Raw genomic sequence first — 15,924 nt, 5'->3', positions numbered from 1 at the left:
GCGCCATGTATGAATTGAGAGCCGTCGAAAAGAAGTTTCCGGGCGTCAGGGCGCTGAAATCCGTCGACTTCTCCATCAGTCGCGGTGAGATCGTCGGGCTGGTGGGCGAAAATGGCGCCGGCAAATCCACGCTCATGAAGGTGATTTACGGCGCCTATCAGCCCGATGGCGGCGAAATCCTCATCGATGGCAAGCCTGTGCGGTTCAGCGGCCCCCGCGATGCCATGGAAAGGGGCATCGGCATGGTGTTCCAGGAGCAATCGCTGATCACCAACCTGTCGGTGATGGAGAATATCTTCCTGGGCTACGAAGACCAGTTTTCGCGCTTGGGCATGGTCAACTGGAAGGCAATGGCTAAAGCCGCCAGGAAGCAGCTCGCCAAGGTCAAGCTAGATATTGACCCGCGCGCGGTCACCTCAAGTCTTTCCTTCGCGCAGCGGCAGCTTGTGGAACTGGCCAAGGTGCTGACCCTGGAGGAACGGGTGCAGGGTCATCTGGTCGTCCTGCTCGACGAGCCGACCTCGGTGCTGGCGGAGGAAGAGGTAAAGCTGTTGTTCAAGCTCGTGCGGGAGCTGACGGCGCGCGCTTCATTCATCTTCGTGTCCCATCGCATGGACGAGGTGATGGAGCTCTCGGACCGCATCTACGTGATGAAGGACGGTCAGGTGGTTGACGTCGTCTCGCGCGGCGCGGCGACGCCGGTGGCGATTCAGCACAAGATGGTCGGCCGCCACGTCGACAAGGAATATTATCGTGAGCAGCGGCAAAAGCCCTACGACGCAACGAAGCCTCTGGTCGAGCTGTCGGATGTCAGCCTGCCCGGACGGGTCCGCGACATCTCGCTGACGCTGCATGCCGGCGAGGTGCTGTGCCTGGTCGGCACCGAGGGTTCCGGCCGCGAAGCGATCCTTCGAACCATTTACGGCATGCGCGCGCCCATCAAGGGCACTCTGAAGGTCAAAGGCGAGATCATCCCCAGGCTGACGGCTCGCGCTGCGGTGGAACGGGGCGTCGGCTATGTACCGCGCGAGCGCAAGGTCGAAGGGATCGTGGCCGGCATGAATGTCTACGAGAATATGACGCTATCGCAAATGCCGCGCTACGCTCGGATGGGTTGGCTCGACGTGGCCGACGAGCGTGCCCTTGCCAGGACATGGATCAGCAAGCTCTCCATCAAGGCAAGTTCAGAATACGCCGATTGCGGCAACCTGTCCGGAGGCAACCAGCAGAAGGTCGTGCTCGCCAAATGGCGGTCGGGCGGCTCCGATATCATGCTTCTCGACCATCCGACCCGAGGCCTGGATATCGGCGCCAAAGAGGATGTGTACGATATGATCAGGGAGATGTGCGACGATGGGGTCGGCGTCATCCTCGTCGCCGACACGCTCGAGGAGGCGATCGGTCTTTCCCACACCATCGTCGTCATAAAGGACGGTGAGATCCAGAAGCGCTTCGACTGCGTTCCCGGCTCCAAGCCGACGCTCTACGACCTTCTGCACTACATGATCTGAGAGGCCGCATGGACATCCAACGCCTCAAGCCACACTTCCCCTGGATCACCCTTCTGGTCCTGGTCACGATCGTCGGCATCGCCGATCCGAGCTTCCTGAAGCCGGCCAATCTGCTGAGCCTTGCAGGCGATATCGTGCCGCTGTTCATCATGGCGCTGGGACTGACCTTCGCGATCTACATCGGCGGCATCGACCTGTCGGCACAGTCGATGGCGAACATGATCACCGTGGTTGCCTCGGTCTATCTGGCGTCGCTGGGCATATGGGTTGCCGCGCTGTGCATCCTTGCAGGCTTCGCGCTGGGCACCCTCTCCGGCTACCTGACCACCCGCATGTACGTTCCCTCCTTCATTTCGACGCTGGCCGTCGGCGGCGTGTGCTTCTCGGTGGCGCAATGGCTGTCTGGCAATCGAGCCCTGAACATGGACGCAACACAGCGCAACGAAACCTTCGGCTGGATGATCGGTCGAACCGGCATCGTGCCGCACGAGCTCTTCATCGCGCTCGGCCTGCTGGCAATCTGCCTGATCATAGAACGGCGCACCATCCTCGGCAGGGCGCTGAAGGCCGTGGGCGCCGGCGAACTGGCCGCGGCCGCGTCCGGCCTCAACGTCGCCCGCTACAAGATCCTCGCCTTTGCCATATCGGGAGCGCTGGCCGCAGTGGCTGGGCTGCTCTTTTCCGTCAAGCTGTCGGGCGGCGCGCCGACGATTGCCAACGGCTTCCTTCTGCCGGCCATCGTCGCGGTGCTTGTCGGCGGGACGCCGCTGACGGGCGGCGTCGGCGGTGTACTCAACACCGCGATCGGCACGCTGATCGTGGCGGTCATCCGTGCCTCGATGCTCTATTTCGGCATCGCCGCGACGCAGCAGCAAATGGTCTTTGGTCTAGTGCTGATCGTCGCGATCGCTTTGACCATCGACCGCTCCAAACTTCGCACCGTGAAGTGAGACACGCCATGGCAACAATGCGCGCGGCCGTTCTGACAGCTCCGCACCGTTTCGACCTGCGTGAGATCGCCATACCGGAGATTGGCCCCGACGACGCCTTGATCCGCGTCTCGCGGACCGGTATATGCGGCACCGACATCCATATCTTCAACGGTCACTATGCCGCCGACCGGCTGCCGCTGGTGCCTGGCCACGAGTTTGCCGGGACCGTCGCTGCGACGGGCGAGCGTGTGAAGCATATCAAGCCAGGTACGACCTGCGTCGCGGACGTCAATATCGGCTGTGGCGAGTGCTATTGGTGCCGCCGCAACGAGATCCTCAACTGCCCCTCGATGACGCAGGTGGGCATCGGGCGCGACGGCGCGTTCGCCGAATATGTCTGCGTGCCGGCGCGGCTCGTCATAGAGGCGCCGGACGATGTGCCGGTTCAGGTGCTTGCCCTGACGGAGCCAGTGTCTTGCGTGGTGCGCGCCGCGCGCAAGGCGCGCGCGAGTTTCGGCCAGTCGGTCGTGATCCTCGGAGCAGGACCGATCGGCAATCTCCATGTCCAGATGATGCGATTGTGCGGCACCGCCCCAATCATTGTCGCCGACCTGTCGGAAGACCGTTGCCGTCTCGCCCTTGAAGCCGGTGCGGATGCAGCCGTTGCCGATCCTGCCCTGCTTAAGGCAGAGGTCTTGAAAAGGACCGGTGGACGGGGGGCGGACCTGGTGATCGAGAGTGTCGGCTCCGCACGGCTCTATGCGCTCGCCTTCGAGCTCATCCGCAAGGGCGGCCATGTCGCTTTCTTCGGCCTTACCGGGCCGCACGACACGGTGCCGGTCGATATCCTGCGCACCATCCTAGAGGAGAACAGTTTGAAGGGCTCGGTCGCCGGCATGGGAGGAGACATGCACGATGCGCTGACACTTTTGTCGCACGGCCGCTTTCGGACCGAGGCGTTCACACGCGCGACTTTCCCGCTCGATGACATCCAGCGCGCCTTCGAGACCCTGACCGAGCGGCCCCAGGATCTCAAGACGCAAATCGTATTGAACTAGGCGCCGGCGCGTTCCGCCCGCAACGGATCGCGGACGGCCGGCGCGCAGCCAGAACGGAGGCATTCCATGCTCGATTTCACTGACCGCGCAGCCCTCCCGGATGCACCGCGCGAATTTGGTTTCTGGTCGGACGGATGCTGGCGCAAAGGCGGCGCCATGTTCGAGCGCCGGTCGCCGGGCCACGGCGTGCCGGTGACGCTTACGCCCAAATGCACGGTGGACGACCTCAATGCCGCCGTCGCCGCGGCGCGCCGCGCATTCGAGGACCGCCGGTGGGCCGGACTGCCAGGGGCCGACCGGGCCGGCGTGCTGCTGAGGACGGCCGACATTCTGCGCCGCCGCCGTGATGAAATCGCCTATTGGGAAGTCCTCGAGAACGGCAAGCCGATCTCCCAGGCGCGCGGCGAGATCGATCACTGCATCGCCGGTTTCGAGGTCGGCGCGGGCGCCGCAAGGCTGTTGCACGGCGACAGTTTCAACAGTCTCGGCGACGGCCTTTTCGGCATGGTGCTGCGCGAGCCGGTCGGCGTGGTCGGGCTCATCACACCATGGAACTTCCCATTCCTGATCCTTTGCGAACGCGTTCCGTTCATCCTCGCCAGCGGCTGCACCGTGGTCGTCAAGCCTTCCGAGGTCACGTCCGCGACGACGCTTTTGCTTGGCGAAATCCTTTCCGAAGCCGGCGCGCCGGACGGCGTCTATAACGTCGTCACCGGATCGGGCCGGACGATTGGTCAGGCTTTGAGCGAGCATCCCGATGTCGACATGCTGTCTTTTACCGGATCGACATCCGTCGGACGCTCATGCGTCCATGCGGCTGCCGACTCGAACTTCAAGAAGCTCGGCCTGGAGCTGGGCGGCAAGAATCCGATCATTGTCTTCGCGGACAGCGACCTCAAGGATGCGGCGGACGGCGCGGCTTTCGGCATAAGCTTCAACACGGGCCAGTGCTGCGTGTCGTCGAGCCGCGTCATCGTGGAGCGCTCGGTCGCTCGCGAGTTTGAGGAAATCCTTGCCGCCAAGATGGCCAAGATAGTCGTTGGCGATCCGCTGCAGACGAAGACGCAGGTCGGAGCCATCACCACCGATGCGCAGAATTCAACCATCCTGAGCTATATCGACAAGGGCAAGGCCGAAGGGGCGACGCTTGTCGCCGGCGGGCAGGCCCTGGATCTTGGCGGCGGCCAGTATATCGCGCCAACGTTGTTTTCGGGGGTCACACCCGGGATGTCGATTGCTCGCGACGAAATCTTCGGGCCCGTCCTGTCGTCCTTCCATTTCGACACGGTCGAGGAGGCCATCAGTCTCGCGAACGATACGGTGTATGGCCTGGCTGCCAGCGTGTGGACAAAGACCATAGACAAGGCACTGGTGGTGACGCGGCGCGTGCGCGCCGGCCGGTTCTGGGTGAACACGATCATGGCCGGAGGGCCAGAGATGCCGCTCGGCGGGTTCAAGCAGTCCGGATGGGGAAGAGAGGCCGGAATGTACGGCGTGGAGGAATACACACAGGTGAAGTCCGTCCACATCGAGGTCGGCAAGCGTGCGCACTGGATCAAGTGATGACGACAGGTTTCGACTATGTGATCGTCGGCGCAGGCTCTTCGGGTTGCGTGCTTGCCGCGCGCCTGTCCGAGAATCCGGCTGTAAGGGTCTGTATCATCGAGGCCGGCGGCAAGGACAGCCATCCCTACATCCATATGCCGGTCGGCTTCGCCAAGATGACCACGGGGCCGCTCACCTGGGGGCTGGTGACGGCGCCGCAGAAGCATGCCGACAACCGGGAAATTCTTTATGCCCAGGCGAAGGTTCTCGGCGGCGGTTCGTCCATCAATGCCGAGGTCTATACCCGCGGGCACGAGACCGATTACGACCGCTGGGCGAACGAGGAAGGCGCGGACGGCTGGGCGTTCAAGGACGTCCGGAAATATTTCCTCCGTTCCGAGGGCAACAGCATACTCTCCGGCAAGCTCCACGGCACCGACGGACCTCTCGGGGTGTCGAACATACCCGATCCGAACGTGGTCTCGCGCGCATTCGTCCAGAGCTGCCAGGAATACGGGCTGCCCTATAATCCAGACTTCAACGGTGCGAAGCAGGAAGGCACCGGCATCTACCAGATCACGACGCGCAACAACCGCCGCTGCTCGGCTGCCGTGGGCTACCTCAAGCCTGCCCTGACACGCCCAAACCTGACGCTGATCACAGGGGCGCTGGTCCATCGCGTCGTCTTCAAGGGCCGCCGGGCCGTTGGCGTCGAATGCTCGGTCGGCGGCTCGCTGAAGGTCATAAACGCCGACAGCGAAGTGCTGGTCACCTCCGGGGCGATAGGCACGCCGAAGCTGATGATGCTGTCAGGCGTCGGCCCTGCCGATCACCTTCGTCACCATGGCATCGAAGCGATCCAGGATCTGCCGAGTGTCGGGCAAAACCTTCAGGATCATTTCGGCATCGACATCGTGGCCGAGCTGAAAGGCCACGATTCACTCGACAAATACAACAAGACCCACTGGATGCTGTGGGCCGGCATCCAATACACGCTGTTCAGGACCGGGCCGATAACGTCAAACGTGGTCGAGGGCGGCGCCTTCTGGCATTCCTCGGGGAACCATATGGGTACGGTTCCTGATCTGCAGTTCCATTTCCTGGCGGGAGCCGGCGCGGAGGCAGGCGTGCCGTCGGTTCCGAAAGGATCGTCCGGCATCACATTGAACAGCTATACGCTGCGCCCGAAATCGCGCGGGAGCGTGACGCTCCGCTCGCCGGATCCACGCGACAATCCAATCGTCGACCCCAATTTCCTCGCGGAGCCCGACGATCTGAGAGTGTCGGTCGAAGGCATCAAGATCAGCCGGGAGATATTCAATCAGCCTTCGCTGCGCAAATTCATCAGGGAGCTCCGCTTCCCGGATTCCGCCGTGCGCTCGCAATCGGATTACGAAGCCTATGCACGGCGCTACGGTCGGACCTCGTATCACCCGACTTGCACCTGCAAGATGGGGAAGGATGCGATGTCCGTGGTCGACCCTCAACTGCGAGTGCACGGGTTGGATGGCATCCGCATCTGCGATAGCTCGGCAATGCCGTCCTTGGTCGGCTCAAACACCAATGCAGCGACAATCATGATCGGCGAGCATGCGTCGGACCTGATCCGAGGCAACCGCTAGCATTTGCCAGTCACCTCGGATCTGCTCGCTCTCCCTGTTCGCGCGCTCAGGCGTCGAAATCCGGTGCATAAGGGATCAGCCGCTTCCCAACAACGCGGTAACCGACGGCATTCATGGCGTCGATGCGGCCCATGTCGATACTCGACAAGGTGAAGTCCATCACGTCGAAATTCGCGCGGATGTTGTCTGGCTTGGTGGACATCGTGTTGATCGGCAAACCCTTCTGCAGGATCCAGCGCAGCACGACCTGGGCGGCCGACTTGCCGTATGTGGCGCCGATATCGGCGAAAAGCGGATGCTTGAAAACCTCGCCGCGCGCGACCGAGCAGTAGGACGATAGAGGGATGCCCGTTTCACTCGCGGCCGCCAGCAGCTTGCGCTGGTCAAGAAGCGGATGGAATTCAACCTGATTTGTTACGAGCGGCACGCCGGTGATCTGCCTCGCCTGCCGCATCATCGCCGCTGTGTAGTTCGAAACTCCGATGGTGCTGGCGAAACCCCGTTCCTGCGCCTCCCGAAGCAGTTCAAGTGAGAGCTTGATGTCGCCTCCTGGCGTCGGCCAGTGAAGAAGCAGGATGTCGACACGATCCAACTTCAGATCCCGCAAAGACTGTTCGACGGATGACATGAACCGCTCTTGCGAGAAGTTCTCCACGGTGACCTTTGTCGTGATGCAGAGCTCGTCCCGAGCTATGCCGCTCTCGGCCAGGGCCAGACCTGTATCGGCTTCATTGCCATAAGCCTGGGCCGTGTCGAAGGCGCGGTAACCTGCATCGATCGCAGCCTCGATCGCCGCACGGAGCGTATCCCCCTTAAGAGGGAAAGTTCCAAACATCCGCTGGTTCGTCTTCTGGAACATGATGTTCATCGAAATCCTCCCACTGGTTGCCGTCGGCGCGGAGCTTGCTTTGAACGCGGCAGACGGTTATAAAAGATATAACTATCTAGTTACTTATTGCCAAGCCTTATGGAGAGGAAACGTGAGCAAGGTCAGGTCCGCAGCGCAGGCCGTCGCCGCGATAGGAGACGGAGCGGTGGTAGCGGTCAATTCGTCATCCGGTCTCCTTTGCCCGGACGCCGTGCTTGAAGCGCTCGGCAAACGTTTCGCGGCCGAAGGAGCGCCGCGCAATATCACCACCATCCATCCGATTGCCGCGGGCGACATGTTCGGCACCAAGGGCGTCGACCACATCGCCCTGCCGGGCTTGATCAGCCGCATCATCGGCGGCTCATATCCATCGGGGCCTACCAATGCCGAGCCACCGCTGATCTGGCAGCGCATTCTCGCTGGCGAGGTGGCGGCCTGGAATTTCCCCTCAGGCGTCGTATTCGACATGCTGCGCGAGGGCGCGGCGCACCGACCGGGTGTGTTGACCAAGGTAGGCATGGACACCTTTGTCGATCCGGCACTCGAAGGCGGGGCCATGAACGACGCGGCACGGAAGTCACCGATCGTGCAGCGTGTGGAGTTCAACGGCGAGACATGGCTCCACTTCCCACCCCTCAAGCCGGACGTGGCGATCATCCGGGCGACGACGGCGGACGAGAAGGGAAATCTTACCTTCGAGCAGGAAGGGGCAACTCTCGGTGCGATGGAGATGGCGCTTGCGGCGCGCAATTGCGGCGGCATCGTCATCGCCCAGGTCAAGCGGGTCGCGGCTCAAGGTACGCTGCGGCCGCATGAGGTGCGGGTCCCCGGAATCCTGGTGGACTTCATTGTCGAAGCTCCGGATCAACTGCAGACCACGGGAACCGCATACGATCCAGCCATATCGGGCGAACTGTTCCGGCCCCTGCGCACATTCCGTACGCCTGAATACAATGTCTCCAAGGTCATCGCACGCCGGGTCGCGCAGGAGCTTCGAGCGGGCTGGGCCGTCAACATCGGCTTCGGCATCTCCGCCAACGTGCCTCGCATCCTGATCGAGGAGGGCCTGCACGGTGCAGTCACCTGGGTGATAGAACAAGGTCCGGTGGGCGGCGTGCCGCTGCTCGATTTCAAATTCGGCTGCGCCTCCAACGCAGAGGCCTTCGTCGCTTCCCCCCACCTTTTCACATACTTCCAGGCCGGCAGCTTTGACTGTTCCCTGCTGTCGTTTCTCGAGATCGGATCCGACGGGTCCGTGAATGTCTCGCGGCTTTCGTCGACGCCGCACCGCACAGCCGGCGCCGGAGGCTTCGTGGACATCACCTCGCGGGCGCGTAAGATCGTGTTCTCGGGCAATTTCAATGCAGGCGCGAAAATGCGGCTGGAAAACGGAAATCTGGTCATCGACAAGGAAGGCAAGGTCGCCAAGATCGTGCCGAAGGTGGATCAGGTCAGCTTCTCGGGGGCGCGCGCCCGCAGCCAGGGCCAGGACGTCACCTATGTGACGGAAAGATGCGTCATCCGGCTGGCGGCCGACGGCTTGGTCGTCACCGAAATAGCCCCCGGGCTCGACCTGGAACGCGACATCCTGCGGCAGGCGGCGGCTCCTCTCGCGGTCTCGCCGGCACTGAAGCTGATGGACGCGGCGTTGTTCCTCGACCAGCCGATCGGGTTGCGGCTGTGAGCGATCCCCGTCTCGACCTCAGCTTCGACGGAGCGGTCGCGCGTATGACCATCCGCCGGGCGGAGAAGCTCAATGCGCTCGATGCCGCAATGGTCGATGCGCTCGTGCCGCTGTGCAGGGCGGTGGAGCGTTCCGGGGCGAAGGTGCTGATCCTGACCGGCGAGGGCGACAAGTCATTCTGCGCGGGCGGCGATGTCGCCGCCTGGAGCGCCCTCGGTCCAGCGGAGTTCGCACGCCACTGGATCCGCGATGGCCACGCCGGCTTAGACGCTCTCGCCAGGCTTTCGCAGCCGGTCATTGCCGTCCTGAACGGACACTGCCTCGGCGGAGGCCTGGAACTGGCGGCCTGCGCCGACTATCGGATTGCAGAAGGCCACGCCCGTATCGGCCTGCCTGAAACCAGCCTCGGGATCATACCCGGCTGGTCGGGCACCCAGCGCACGGCTCGCCGTTTCGGCCCCCAATTGGTCCGGCGCATGTCGCTCTTCGGCGAGGTCTATTCCGCCGACGAGGCCTTGAGACTGTCGCTTGTCGACAAGGTGGTCGACAAGGGGAGCGGCCTCGCGGCGGCCGAGGACCTTGCCGCCATCGTTGCAGGCAGGTCCGCTACCGCCACGGAGCTTGCCAAGATGCTCATCAACGCTGCCGAAGGCGAGGAACGGGAGCGTGTTCTGGATGCGTTTGCCGGACGTATCGCCGCCGGCAGCGACGACCTTCGGGCGGGCTTGGCTGCCTTCCGGGAAAAGGGCCTCCGGTCGAGAGATTGATCCCGGGACAGATCTGAACGCGGTAGCAGTCTGTTTCGCAGGGTGGCTGACCGCTCAAGAGTCCCTCGAACCTGGGATCCCGCATGGCTGCGAGTACTGCCCCGGCTGCCTCGCCTCTGTCTTCAACAAACGGAGCGGAAACGCTCCACGCAGGCGTCCAGCACGTCCCCGGGGTCACGCTTCCACCAATTCTGCGCCGAGAACACCTCCACCTCGCACGGTCCGTCGTAGCCGACCGCTTCCACCGCCGCGCGGATCGCCTTCAGGTCGGCCACGCCGTCTCCCATCATGCCGCGGTCGAGCAGCACGTCTCGTGTCTGCGCCAGCCAATCGCATAGGTGATAGCCGAAAATGCGTTTCGGCCCGGCCCGCAGCAGCTCGCCGGCCAGCGCGCGATCCCACCAGACGTGATAGACGTCGACGGCGACGCCAACATTGGGTGCGTGAATGGCAAGGCAAAGATCGACCGCGTCGCGCATCGTCACCAGGCAGGAGCGGTCGCCACCATAAACCGGATGCAGCGGCTCGAGAGCCAGGCGAACGTTGCTGGCCGCCGCGTAGGCCGCGGCTTCGGCGACACGATCCGCGACCAGCTTGAGGCTCTCGCCGATGCCTTTCGTTCCCGGCTCGACCCCGCCGCAAACGATGGTCAGGACAGGCGCGCCGAGACCGGCGGCCATGTCGATCGCGGCGCGGAAATCGTCCATGATCGCCGCGCGGCCGGACAGCGCCAGCGGGCCGGTGAGGTAAGGCGCGCGGCACAGGCCGACGACACTCAGGCCGGCCGCGCGAACCCGCTCGCCGATCTCGACGGCACGGCCGCCGATTTCGCGACGCCAGAAGACAATGCCGCCGAACCCTCGTTCGGCACAGGCTTCGATCACACGCTCGACCGACCAGCCCGCCCCGCGCCCGTCCAGATTATGGCCGAGCGTCGCTGTGTTCAGCGCCAGCCCGGAATGATCCTTCGCAAAATCGCGCATCATCCTAAATGGAGAACATAAAGAGCTAGCAGCTTGCGCATGCGTGCGGCCGCCAGTTCCGGATCTCCAAGCAGGCCGCACCCGTCGGCCAGCTTGAACACCTCCACGAAATAGGGCAGCGGCCGCATCGACTGGGCGCCCGCGAGCATGATGAAATGATCCTGGAACCCGTTCAGCCAGGCTAGGAACACGACCCCTGTCTTGTAATATTGCGTGGGCGCTCGAAAGATCAGGCGCGCGAGCGGCAAGGTCGGATCCAGCGTGGCGTGGAAGCCTTGGATATCGCCCCGGCCGAGCCGATCGATGGCGTAGGCGGCGGCCGGCGCCAAAGGGTCGAAGATGCCGAGAAGGGCATGCGAGAATCCCTGTTCGTCGCCCGCGATCAGCTCCGGATAATTGAAGTCGTCGCCGGTAAACATCTTCACGCCGGCGGGCAGCCGGCGGCGCATCGCGATTTCCTTCTCCTTGTCGAGGAGCGAAATCTTGATGCCGTCGACCCTGGCGGTGTTGTTTCCGATAATCGCCAAGACCGTCTCGAGCGCGTCCTCGAAGCGGTCGGCTCCCCAATAACCCTTGAGGGCCGGATCGAACATCTCTCCAAGCCAGTGAAGGATCACCGGCCTGTCGCAGCGCGCGAGCACGTCGCCATAGACCGAAACATAGTCGTCCGGCGAACGCGCCACGGCCGCCAGGGCCCGGCTGGCCATGACGATCAATCTGCCGCCAACCTTCTGGATGGCCTCGATCTGCTCGAAATAGGCTCGGCGGACATCGTCGAGCGAACGTGCATCGGTCGGTCCGAGCTGATCGGTGCCGGCGCCGTTGAAGACGAGCGCATCGGGCAGCTCGCTCCTGGTCCTGCGGATGAGTTCCAATGCCGAAGGCCAGTCGAGGCCCATGCCACGCTGCGCGGTGTCCATTGCTTCGGCGATGCCGAGGCCGAGCCCGTGAAGGTGACGCCTGAATGCCATCGTTGTCTTCCAGTCGACGGCTGGGCTGCCGCCGGGATCGCTGGCGCTGAAAGGATCCGCCACGACATGGGCCGCCGACAGCACGGTACGTAGCGCATCGGGCGGCAATCGCGCGGCCGGAATCGTTTTGCCCTGAAGCCGGTAGTCGGAAAGTCTGCCCATGCTATCCGGCAGCTGGATGATCATAGCGTTCTCCCCTGGCGTTGCGCCGCCGTCAGAACCGCGGCACCAGCATGCCCGCATCGACGGCAATGACATGGCCGGTTGTATATGGCAGCTCGCCTGTGGCGAGCGTGGCCATGACGCGACCGACATCCTCCGGTTTGCCGAGGCGGCGGATCAATGTCAGCCCTTCGTCGATGCGGCGCTGGTAAGTCTCGCTGACCGCCCTGGTCATGGCCGTTTCGATCAGACCAGGCCTGATGTCGTAGACGGCGATGTTTTCGCGACCAAGGCGAACGGCGAAGATCTGGCTGACCATCGCGGATCCGGCCTTGGACACGCAATATTCGGCGCGCGGCTCCGCCACCGCCGTGGCATTGGAGGAGGACACGTTGATCAGGCTGTAGAAGCGACCGTCATCGCGCTTGCGGGCAAGCAGCCGCCTGGCCCAGCGCTGTGACAGGAAGAACTGCGCCTTCGTGTTGACTGCCTGGCAGCGCTCATAGCTCTCCTCCGTCACGTCGAGCGGGTCGCCGCGCGAGATGACCGACACGCCGGCATTGTTGATCAGCGTCGACAGTGGCCCGATGACGGCCTCGGCCGCGACGAGCATACTCTCGTGGCCGCCCAGATCGGCGACGTCGCCTGCGACACGCGCGACCGGAACGCCGAGGGCAGCGACAGCAGCTTCGGCGGATTTCAGTTCCTCATCATCGGCCGGACCGTTGAGCGCCACGCCGAATCCGCGCCGGGCGAGCTCCAACGCAGCCGCGAGCCCGATGCCGCGGCTCGATCCGGTGACGAAAGCCGCATGACGCGATCCGACGGTCACGCCCGGGCTCCATGCTTGAGGAGTTCGCGGGCGATGATCATACGCTGGATCTGGTTGGTGCCTTCATAGATCTGCGTGATCTTGGCATCCCGATAGAGGCGCTCGACCTCGAAGCCGCGTATGTAGCCGGAGCCGCCGAAGACCTGCACGGCATCGGCAGTGCGCGCCACGGCTATGTCTCCCGCGAAACATTTGGCGATCGAGCAGGCCTTGGTTGCATTCTCCCCTGCATCGATCTTCTCGGCGGCGCTGCGAACGAGCAGACGGGCCGCCTCGATGTCCTTTGCCATGTCGGCAAGCAGCCACTGCACGCCCTGAAAATCGGCGATCGCCTTGCCGAACTGGCGCCGCTGCTGCGCATAGTCGACCGCGGCCTCAAGCCCGGCCTGGGCAATGCCGACGGCCAGCGAGGCAATGCCGACACGCCCCTTGTCCAGCACGCTCATCATCATGTGGAAGCCGCGACCTTCTTCGCCCAGCAGCGCTTCAGGACCCAGGACGACATCGTTGAAATTGAGCGCGCCGACCTGGCTGGCCCGCTGACCCATCTTATGTTCCTTCGGCCCGCGCTCTATTCCCTTGGCATGCAGATCGACGATGAAGATCGACATGCCGCGATGGCCCGCACGCTTGTCGGTGCGCGCCAGCACGAAACCGACGTCGGCGACCGGCGCGTTGTGGATCCAGATCTTGCCGCCGTTCAGTCGCCACCCGTCTCCGTCGCGCCTTGCGGTGGTGCGTATCCCGGAAACATCGGTGCCGGCTTCAGGCTCGGTGATGCAGTAGGCAGCCTTCTTCTCGGCGCGCATCGCAGGCCCCAGCCACTGCTGCCGCTGCGCCTCGGTGCCATGCTGAACAAGCAAGGTGCTGATCAGTTCGACGAGGCCGCATTGATCGGCGACGGACGCATAGCCGCGCGACAGTTCCTCCATCACCAGCGCATAGGTAAGCGTGTCGAAGCCGGGGCCGCCCATGGCCTCCGGGACGCCTATCCCGAAGAGACCGAGCTCACCCATCTGCTCATATATCTCGCCGGGAAAGCGCTCATCCCGATCGAGCGCCTCGGCAACCGGACGAATGACATCCTCGGCAAATTGGCGCGCCATCTCGCGCACCTGCTGCTGCGTTTCGCTCAGCGGCACGGTCGACCTCCGTATGTAACTATCTAGTTACTACTATGCCGGAATCGCCGCCGACGTCAAGCGGCGGATTTTTGCATCGCGAGGCGTTGCCGCTATCAAGTGCTTGCGGCGCCGCGTGAACTTAAATATAAATAACCAGATGGTTACTAATGGAGGATACCATGAAGCCGTCTGGCAAGCGTGTATTCGGCCGGTCCGGGCTCGAGGTTACGGCCTTCGCGTTCGGAACCGCTCCGATCGGAAATTTCCTTCAGCCCATAGAGGAGCAGACCGCGGACGCCATGATCCAGACCGCATGGGATGCGGGCGTGCGCTTCTACGACACCGCGCCGATGTACGGCCACGGCCTCTCGGAACTGCGAACCGGGCATTCGCTTCGGTGGAAGAAGCGCGACGAGTTCGTCCTCGCCAGCAAGGTGGGCCGGATGCTGAAACCGGCAAAGCGCTCGCAGATCGACTTCGCGCCGTGGTCGAACGCCGCGCCGAACACCATGAATTTCGACTACTCCTACGACGGCACCATGCGGTCGTTCGAGGATTCGCTGCAGCGCTTGGCCCTCGAACGCATCGACATGCTTTTTATCCACGACATCGATCGGTTCACCCGCGGGGACGAGCAGCCGGAGGTCTTCCGGCAGGCGATGGATGGCTGCTGGAAGGCGCTGGAGAAGCTGCGTTCGGAAGGCCTTATAAAGGCGATCGGCGTTGGCGTTAACGAATGGGAGGTTTGCCACGAAGCCCTGAAGCAGCGCGACTTCGACTGCTTCCTGCTGGCAGGTCGCTATACGCTTCTCGAACAGCAGGCCCTGGACGCTTTTCTTCCACTTTGCGTCGAACGTGGCGCGGCGGTGCTCGTCGGCGGGGGATTCAATTCCGGCATTCTGGCCACGGGTGCCGTTCCCGGCGCCAAGTACAACTACTCACCCGCGCCAAGCCACATCGTTGAAAAAGTCGCGAAAATCGAAGAGGTCTGCCGCGCACACGGCGTGCCGCTGCCGGCCGCCGCCTTGCAGTTCGTGGTAGCGCATCCGGCCATCCCCTCCTTCTGCGCTGGCACCCGCACCGTCCAGCAACTCGAGCAGAATCTCTCCTGGTTCAGCTACTCTATCCCGGGCGATTTCTGGAGGGACCTGAAGAAGAAGGGACTGTTGCGAGAGGATGCTCCGGTGCCGGCATGAGTGTCGAGCCCAAGGGGAAATCGCTCACAGGTTTCGGGTTGAGCTACGAAGACGTGGAGATCGGCGACCATTTCGAAACGCCTTCCCGAGAAGTAACGGCAACTGTCATCGAGGCATTCGCGGAAATAACCGGTGACCGGTTCGAAATCCATATGAGCGACGAGGCGGCGCGGCGGCATGGCTTCCCGGCCCGTGTAGCTCATGGCTTGCTCGTGCTGTCTCTTGTCGATGGACTGAAGAACAATGCCGTCGCCCGGTTCAGGGCGGTAGCGTCGCTCGGCTGGACGTGGCGGTTTTCGGCCCCGCTGCTCGCCGGCGATGCCATCCGCGCCGAGGTAGCGGTCGCCGACAAGCGGACCACACGCGATCCGGCCCGCGCGATCCTTCGCCTGCGTTTCGTCGTTCGCAATCAGTGGGGACGGATCGTGCAGGAGGGCGACAACCAGTTGATGGTTTATCGGCGAGATAAAACTTGAGAGCCCGACCCTGCGCGTCAAAGGTGCTGGCCCGCTGTCTGCCTTCAGGCACGACGAAGCTTAACTCTGTGCCGGCATGGAGACGTGAAGCTGCCGTTCGCTGAAATTTTCCCAGACTAGTTGTTTGGTCCCGGCATTTGCTGGAGCGGATTGAGTTTGAAACGTTCCGGTTGTGAGACCCACGCCTTGCAGA

Annotated in this window: 14 protein-coding genes; 9 read left to right on the top strand and 5 right to left on the bottom strand. The window is 63.2% G+C overall.

What is annotated here, in order from left to right:
- Positions 1 to 5: 5 nt before the first annotated feature.
- From FJ957_RS21385 to FJ957_RS21365, 5 genes are all read left to right on the top strand, one after another.
- Positions 6 to 1,511 carry a sugar ABC transporter ATP-binding protein gene (locus FJ957_RS21385; protein ID WP_140834835.1) on the top strand — a complete coding sequence of 502 codons (1,506 nt, stop codon included), beginning with the start codon at positions 6 to 8 and terminating at the stop codon, positions 1,509 to 1,511.
- Between the two features lie 8 nt (positions 1,512 to 1,519).
- Positions 1,520 to 2,461 carry an ABC transporter permease gene (locus FJ957_RS21380; protein ID WP_140643808.1) on the top strand — a complete coding sequence of 314 codons (942 nt, stop codon included), beginning with the start codon at positions 1,520 to 1,522 and terminating at the stop codon, positions 2,459 to 2,461.
- An 8-nt stretch (positions 2,462 to 2,469) separates the two neighbouring features.
- On the top strand, positions 2,470 to 3,501 hold the full coding sequence (locus FJ957_RS21375) for an alcohol dehydrogenase catalytic domain-containing protein (RefSeq protein ID WP_140834834.1): 1,032 nt from the start codon (positions 2,470 to 2,472) through the stop codon (positions 3,499 to 3,501).
- 66 nt (positions 3,502 to 3,567) lie between these two features.
- A complete protein-coding gene (locus FJ957_RS21370) occupies positions 3,568 to 5,064 on the top strand; it encodes an aldehyde dehydrogenase family protein (RefSeq protein WP_140834833.1) in 1,497 nt (498 codons plus the stop codon).
- Positions 5,064 to 6,668, top strand: coding sequence for a GMC family oxidoreductase N-terminal domain-containing protein (locus tag FJ957_RS21365; RefSeq protein ID WP_140834832.1), 1,605 nt, complete (start codon positions 5,064 to 5,066; stop codon positions 6,666 to 6,668). The genes FJ957_RS21370 and FJ957_RS21365 overlap by 1 nt, the downstream gene beginning before the upstream one ends.
- A 46-nt stretch (positions 6,669 to 6,714) precedes the next feature.
- Here the strand turns inward: FJ957_RS21365 and FJ957_RS21360 are convergent, their stop codons facing one another.
- Positions 6,715 to 7,536: an aldo/keto reductase gene (locus FJ957_RS21360; protein WP_140834831.1), complete on the bottom strand. Its 822-nt coding sequence runs from the start codon at positions 7,534 to 7,536 to the stop codon at positions 6,715 to 6,717.
- Between the two features lie 112 nt (positions 7,537 to 7,648).
- Between FJ957_RS21360 and FJ957_RS32080 the strand changes: the two genes are divergently transcribed.
- Together FJ957_RS32080 and FJ957_RS21350 are read left to right on the top strand one after the other, a co-directional pair.
- On the top strand, positions 7,649 to 9,220 hold the full coding sequence (locus tag FJ957_RS32080; protein ID WP_246685924.1) for an acyl CoA:acetate/3-ketoacid CoA transferase: 1,572 nt from the start codon (positions 7,649 to 7,651) through the stop codon (positions 9,218 to 9,220).
- The gene (locus FJ957_RS21350) at positions 9,217 to 9,987 is read left to right on the top strand and encodes an enoyl-CoA hydratase/isomerase family protein (protein WP_210243252.1); all 771 of its coding nucleotides are present in this window, start codon (positions 9,217 to 9,219) and stop codon (positions 9,985 to 9,987) included. The genes FJ957_RS32080 and FJ957_RS21350 overlap by 4 nt, the downstream gene beginning before the upstream one ends.
- A 122-nt stretch (positions 9,988 to 10,109) precedes the next feature.
- On the opposite strand, the gene FJ957_RS21345 is transcribed toward FJ957_RS21350, so the two are convergent.
- The 4 genes from FJ957_RS21345 to FJ957_RS21330 are packed head-to-tail and all read right to left on the bottom strand — an operon-like array spanning position 10,110 to position 14,077.
- A complete protein-coding gene (locus tag FJ957_RS21345; protein ID WP_140834828.1) occupies positions 10,110 to 10,970 on the bottom strand; it encodes a sugar phosphate isomerase/epimerase family protein in 861 nt (286 codons plus the stop codon).
- Complete coding sequence (locus tag FJ957_RS21340) at positions 10,970 to 12,127, bottom strand: dihydrodipicolinate synthase family protein (protein WP_140834827.1); 1,158 nt, start codon at positions 12,125 to 12,127, stop codon at positions 10,970 to 10,972. The genes FJ957_RS21345 and FJ957_RS21340 overlap by 1 nt, the downstream gene beginning before the upstream one ends.
- Before the next feature lie 28 nt (positions 12,128 to 12,155).
- Positions 12,156 to 12,935 (bottom strand): 3-ketoacyl-ACP reductase, encoded by a 780-nt coding sequence (locus tag FJ957_RS21335; RefSeq protein WP_140834826.1) that lies wholly within the window; start codon positions 12,933 to 12,935, stop codon positions 12,156 to 12,158.
- On the bottom strand, positions 12,932 to 14,077 hold the full coding sequence (locus FJ957_RS21330) for an acyl-CoA dehydrogenase family protein (protein WP_140834825.1): 1,146 nt from the start codon (positions 14,075 to 14,077) through the stop codon (positions 12,932 to 12,934). The genes FJ957_RS21335 and FJ957_RS21330 overlap by 4 nt, the downstream gene beginning before the upstream one ends.
- A 161-nt stretch (positions 14,078 to 14,238) precedes the next feature.
- On the opposite strand from FJ957_RS21330, the gene FJ957_RS21325 reads away from it, so the two are divergent.
- Positions 14,239 to 15,255, top strand: coding sequence for an aldo/keto reductase (locus FJ957_RS21325; protein ID WP_140834824.1), 1,017 nt, complete (start codon positions 14,239 to 14,241; stop codon positions 15,253 to 15,255).
- Positions 15,252 to 15,731 carry a MaoC family dehydratase gene (locus FJ957_RS21320; RefSeq protein ID WP_140834823.1) on the top strand — a complete coding sequence of 160 codons (480 nt, stop codon included), beginning with the start codon at positions 15,252 to 15,254 and terminating at the stop codon, positions 15,729 to 15,731. The genes FJ957_RS21325 and FJ957_RS21320 overlap by 4 nt, the downstream gene beginning before the upstream one ends.
- Positions 15,732 to 15,924: the final 193 nt, after the last annotated feature.

Origin of the sequence: Mesorhizobium sp. B2-4-6, assembly GCF_006442775.1 — a bacterium.
GTDB lineage: Bacteria > Pseudomonadota > Alphaproteobacteria > Rhizobiales > Rhizobiaceae > Mesorhizobium.
This window is presented reverse-complemented; position numbering and strand designations above follow the sequence as displayed.

Bases quoted from the DNA above. Each gene is read 5' to 3' on its own strand.
- FJ957_RS21385 (WP_140834835.1), top strand. From the start codon at position 6: ATGTATGAATTGAGAGCCGTCGAAAAGAAGTTTCCGGGCGTCAGGGCG.
- FJ957_RS21380 (WP_140643808.1), top strand. From the start codon at position 1,520: ATGGACATCCAACGCCTCAAGCCACACTTCCCCTGGATCACCCTTCTG.
- FJ957_RS21375 (WP_140834834.1), top strand. From the start codon at position 2,470: ATGGCAACAATGCGCGCGGCCGTTCTGACAGCTCCGCACCGTTTCGAC.
- FJ957_RS21370 (WP_140834833.1), top strand. From the start codon at position 3,568: ATGCTCGATTTCACTGACCGCGCAGCCCTCCCGGATGCACCGCGCGAA.
- FJ957_RS21365 (WP_140834832.1), top strand. From the start codon at position 5,064: ATGACGACAGGTTTCGACTATGTGATCGTCGGCGCAGGCTCTTCGGGT.
- FJ957_RS21360 (WP_140834831.1), bottom strand. From the start codon at position 7,536: ATGAACATCATGTTCCAGAAGACGAACCAGCGGATGTTTGGAACTTTC.
- FJ957_RS21345 (WP_140834828.1), bottom strand. From the start codon at position 10,970: ATGCGCGATTTTGCGAAGGATCATTCCGGGCTGGCGCTGAACACAGCG.
- FJ957_RS21340 (WP_140834827.1), bottom strand. From the start codon at position 12,127: ATGATCATCCAGCTGCCGGATAGCATGGGCAGACTTTCCGACTACCGG.
- FJ957_RS21325 (WP_140834824.1), top strand. From the start codon at position 14,239: ATGAAGCCGTCTGGCAAGCGTGTATTCGGCCGGTCCGGGCTCGAGGTT.
- FJ957_RS21320 (WP_140834823.1), top strand. From the start codon at position 15,252: ATGAGTGTCGAGCCCAAGGGGAAATCGCTCACAGGTTTCGGGTTGAGC.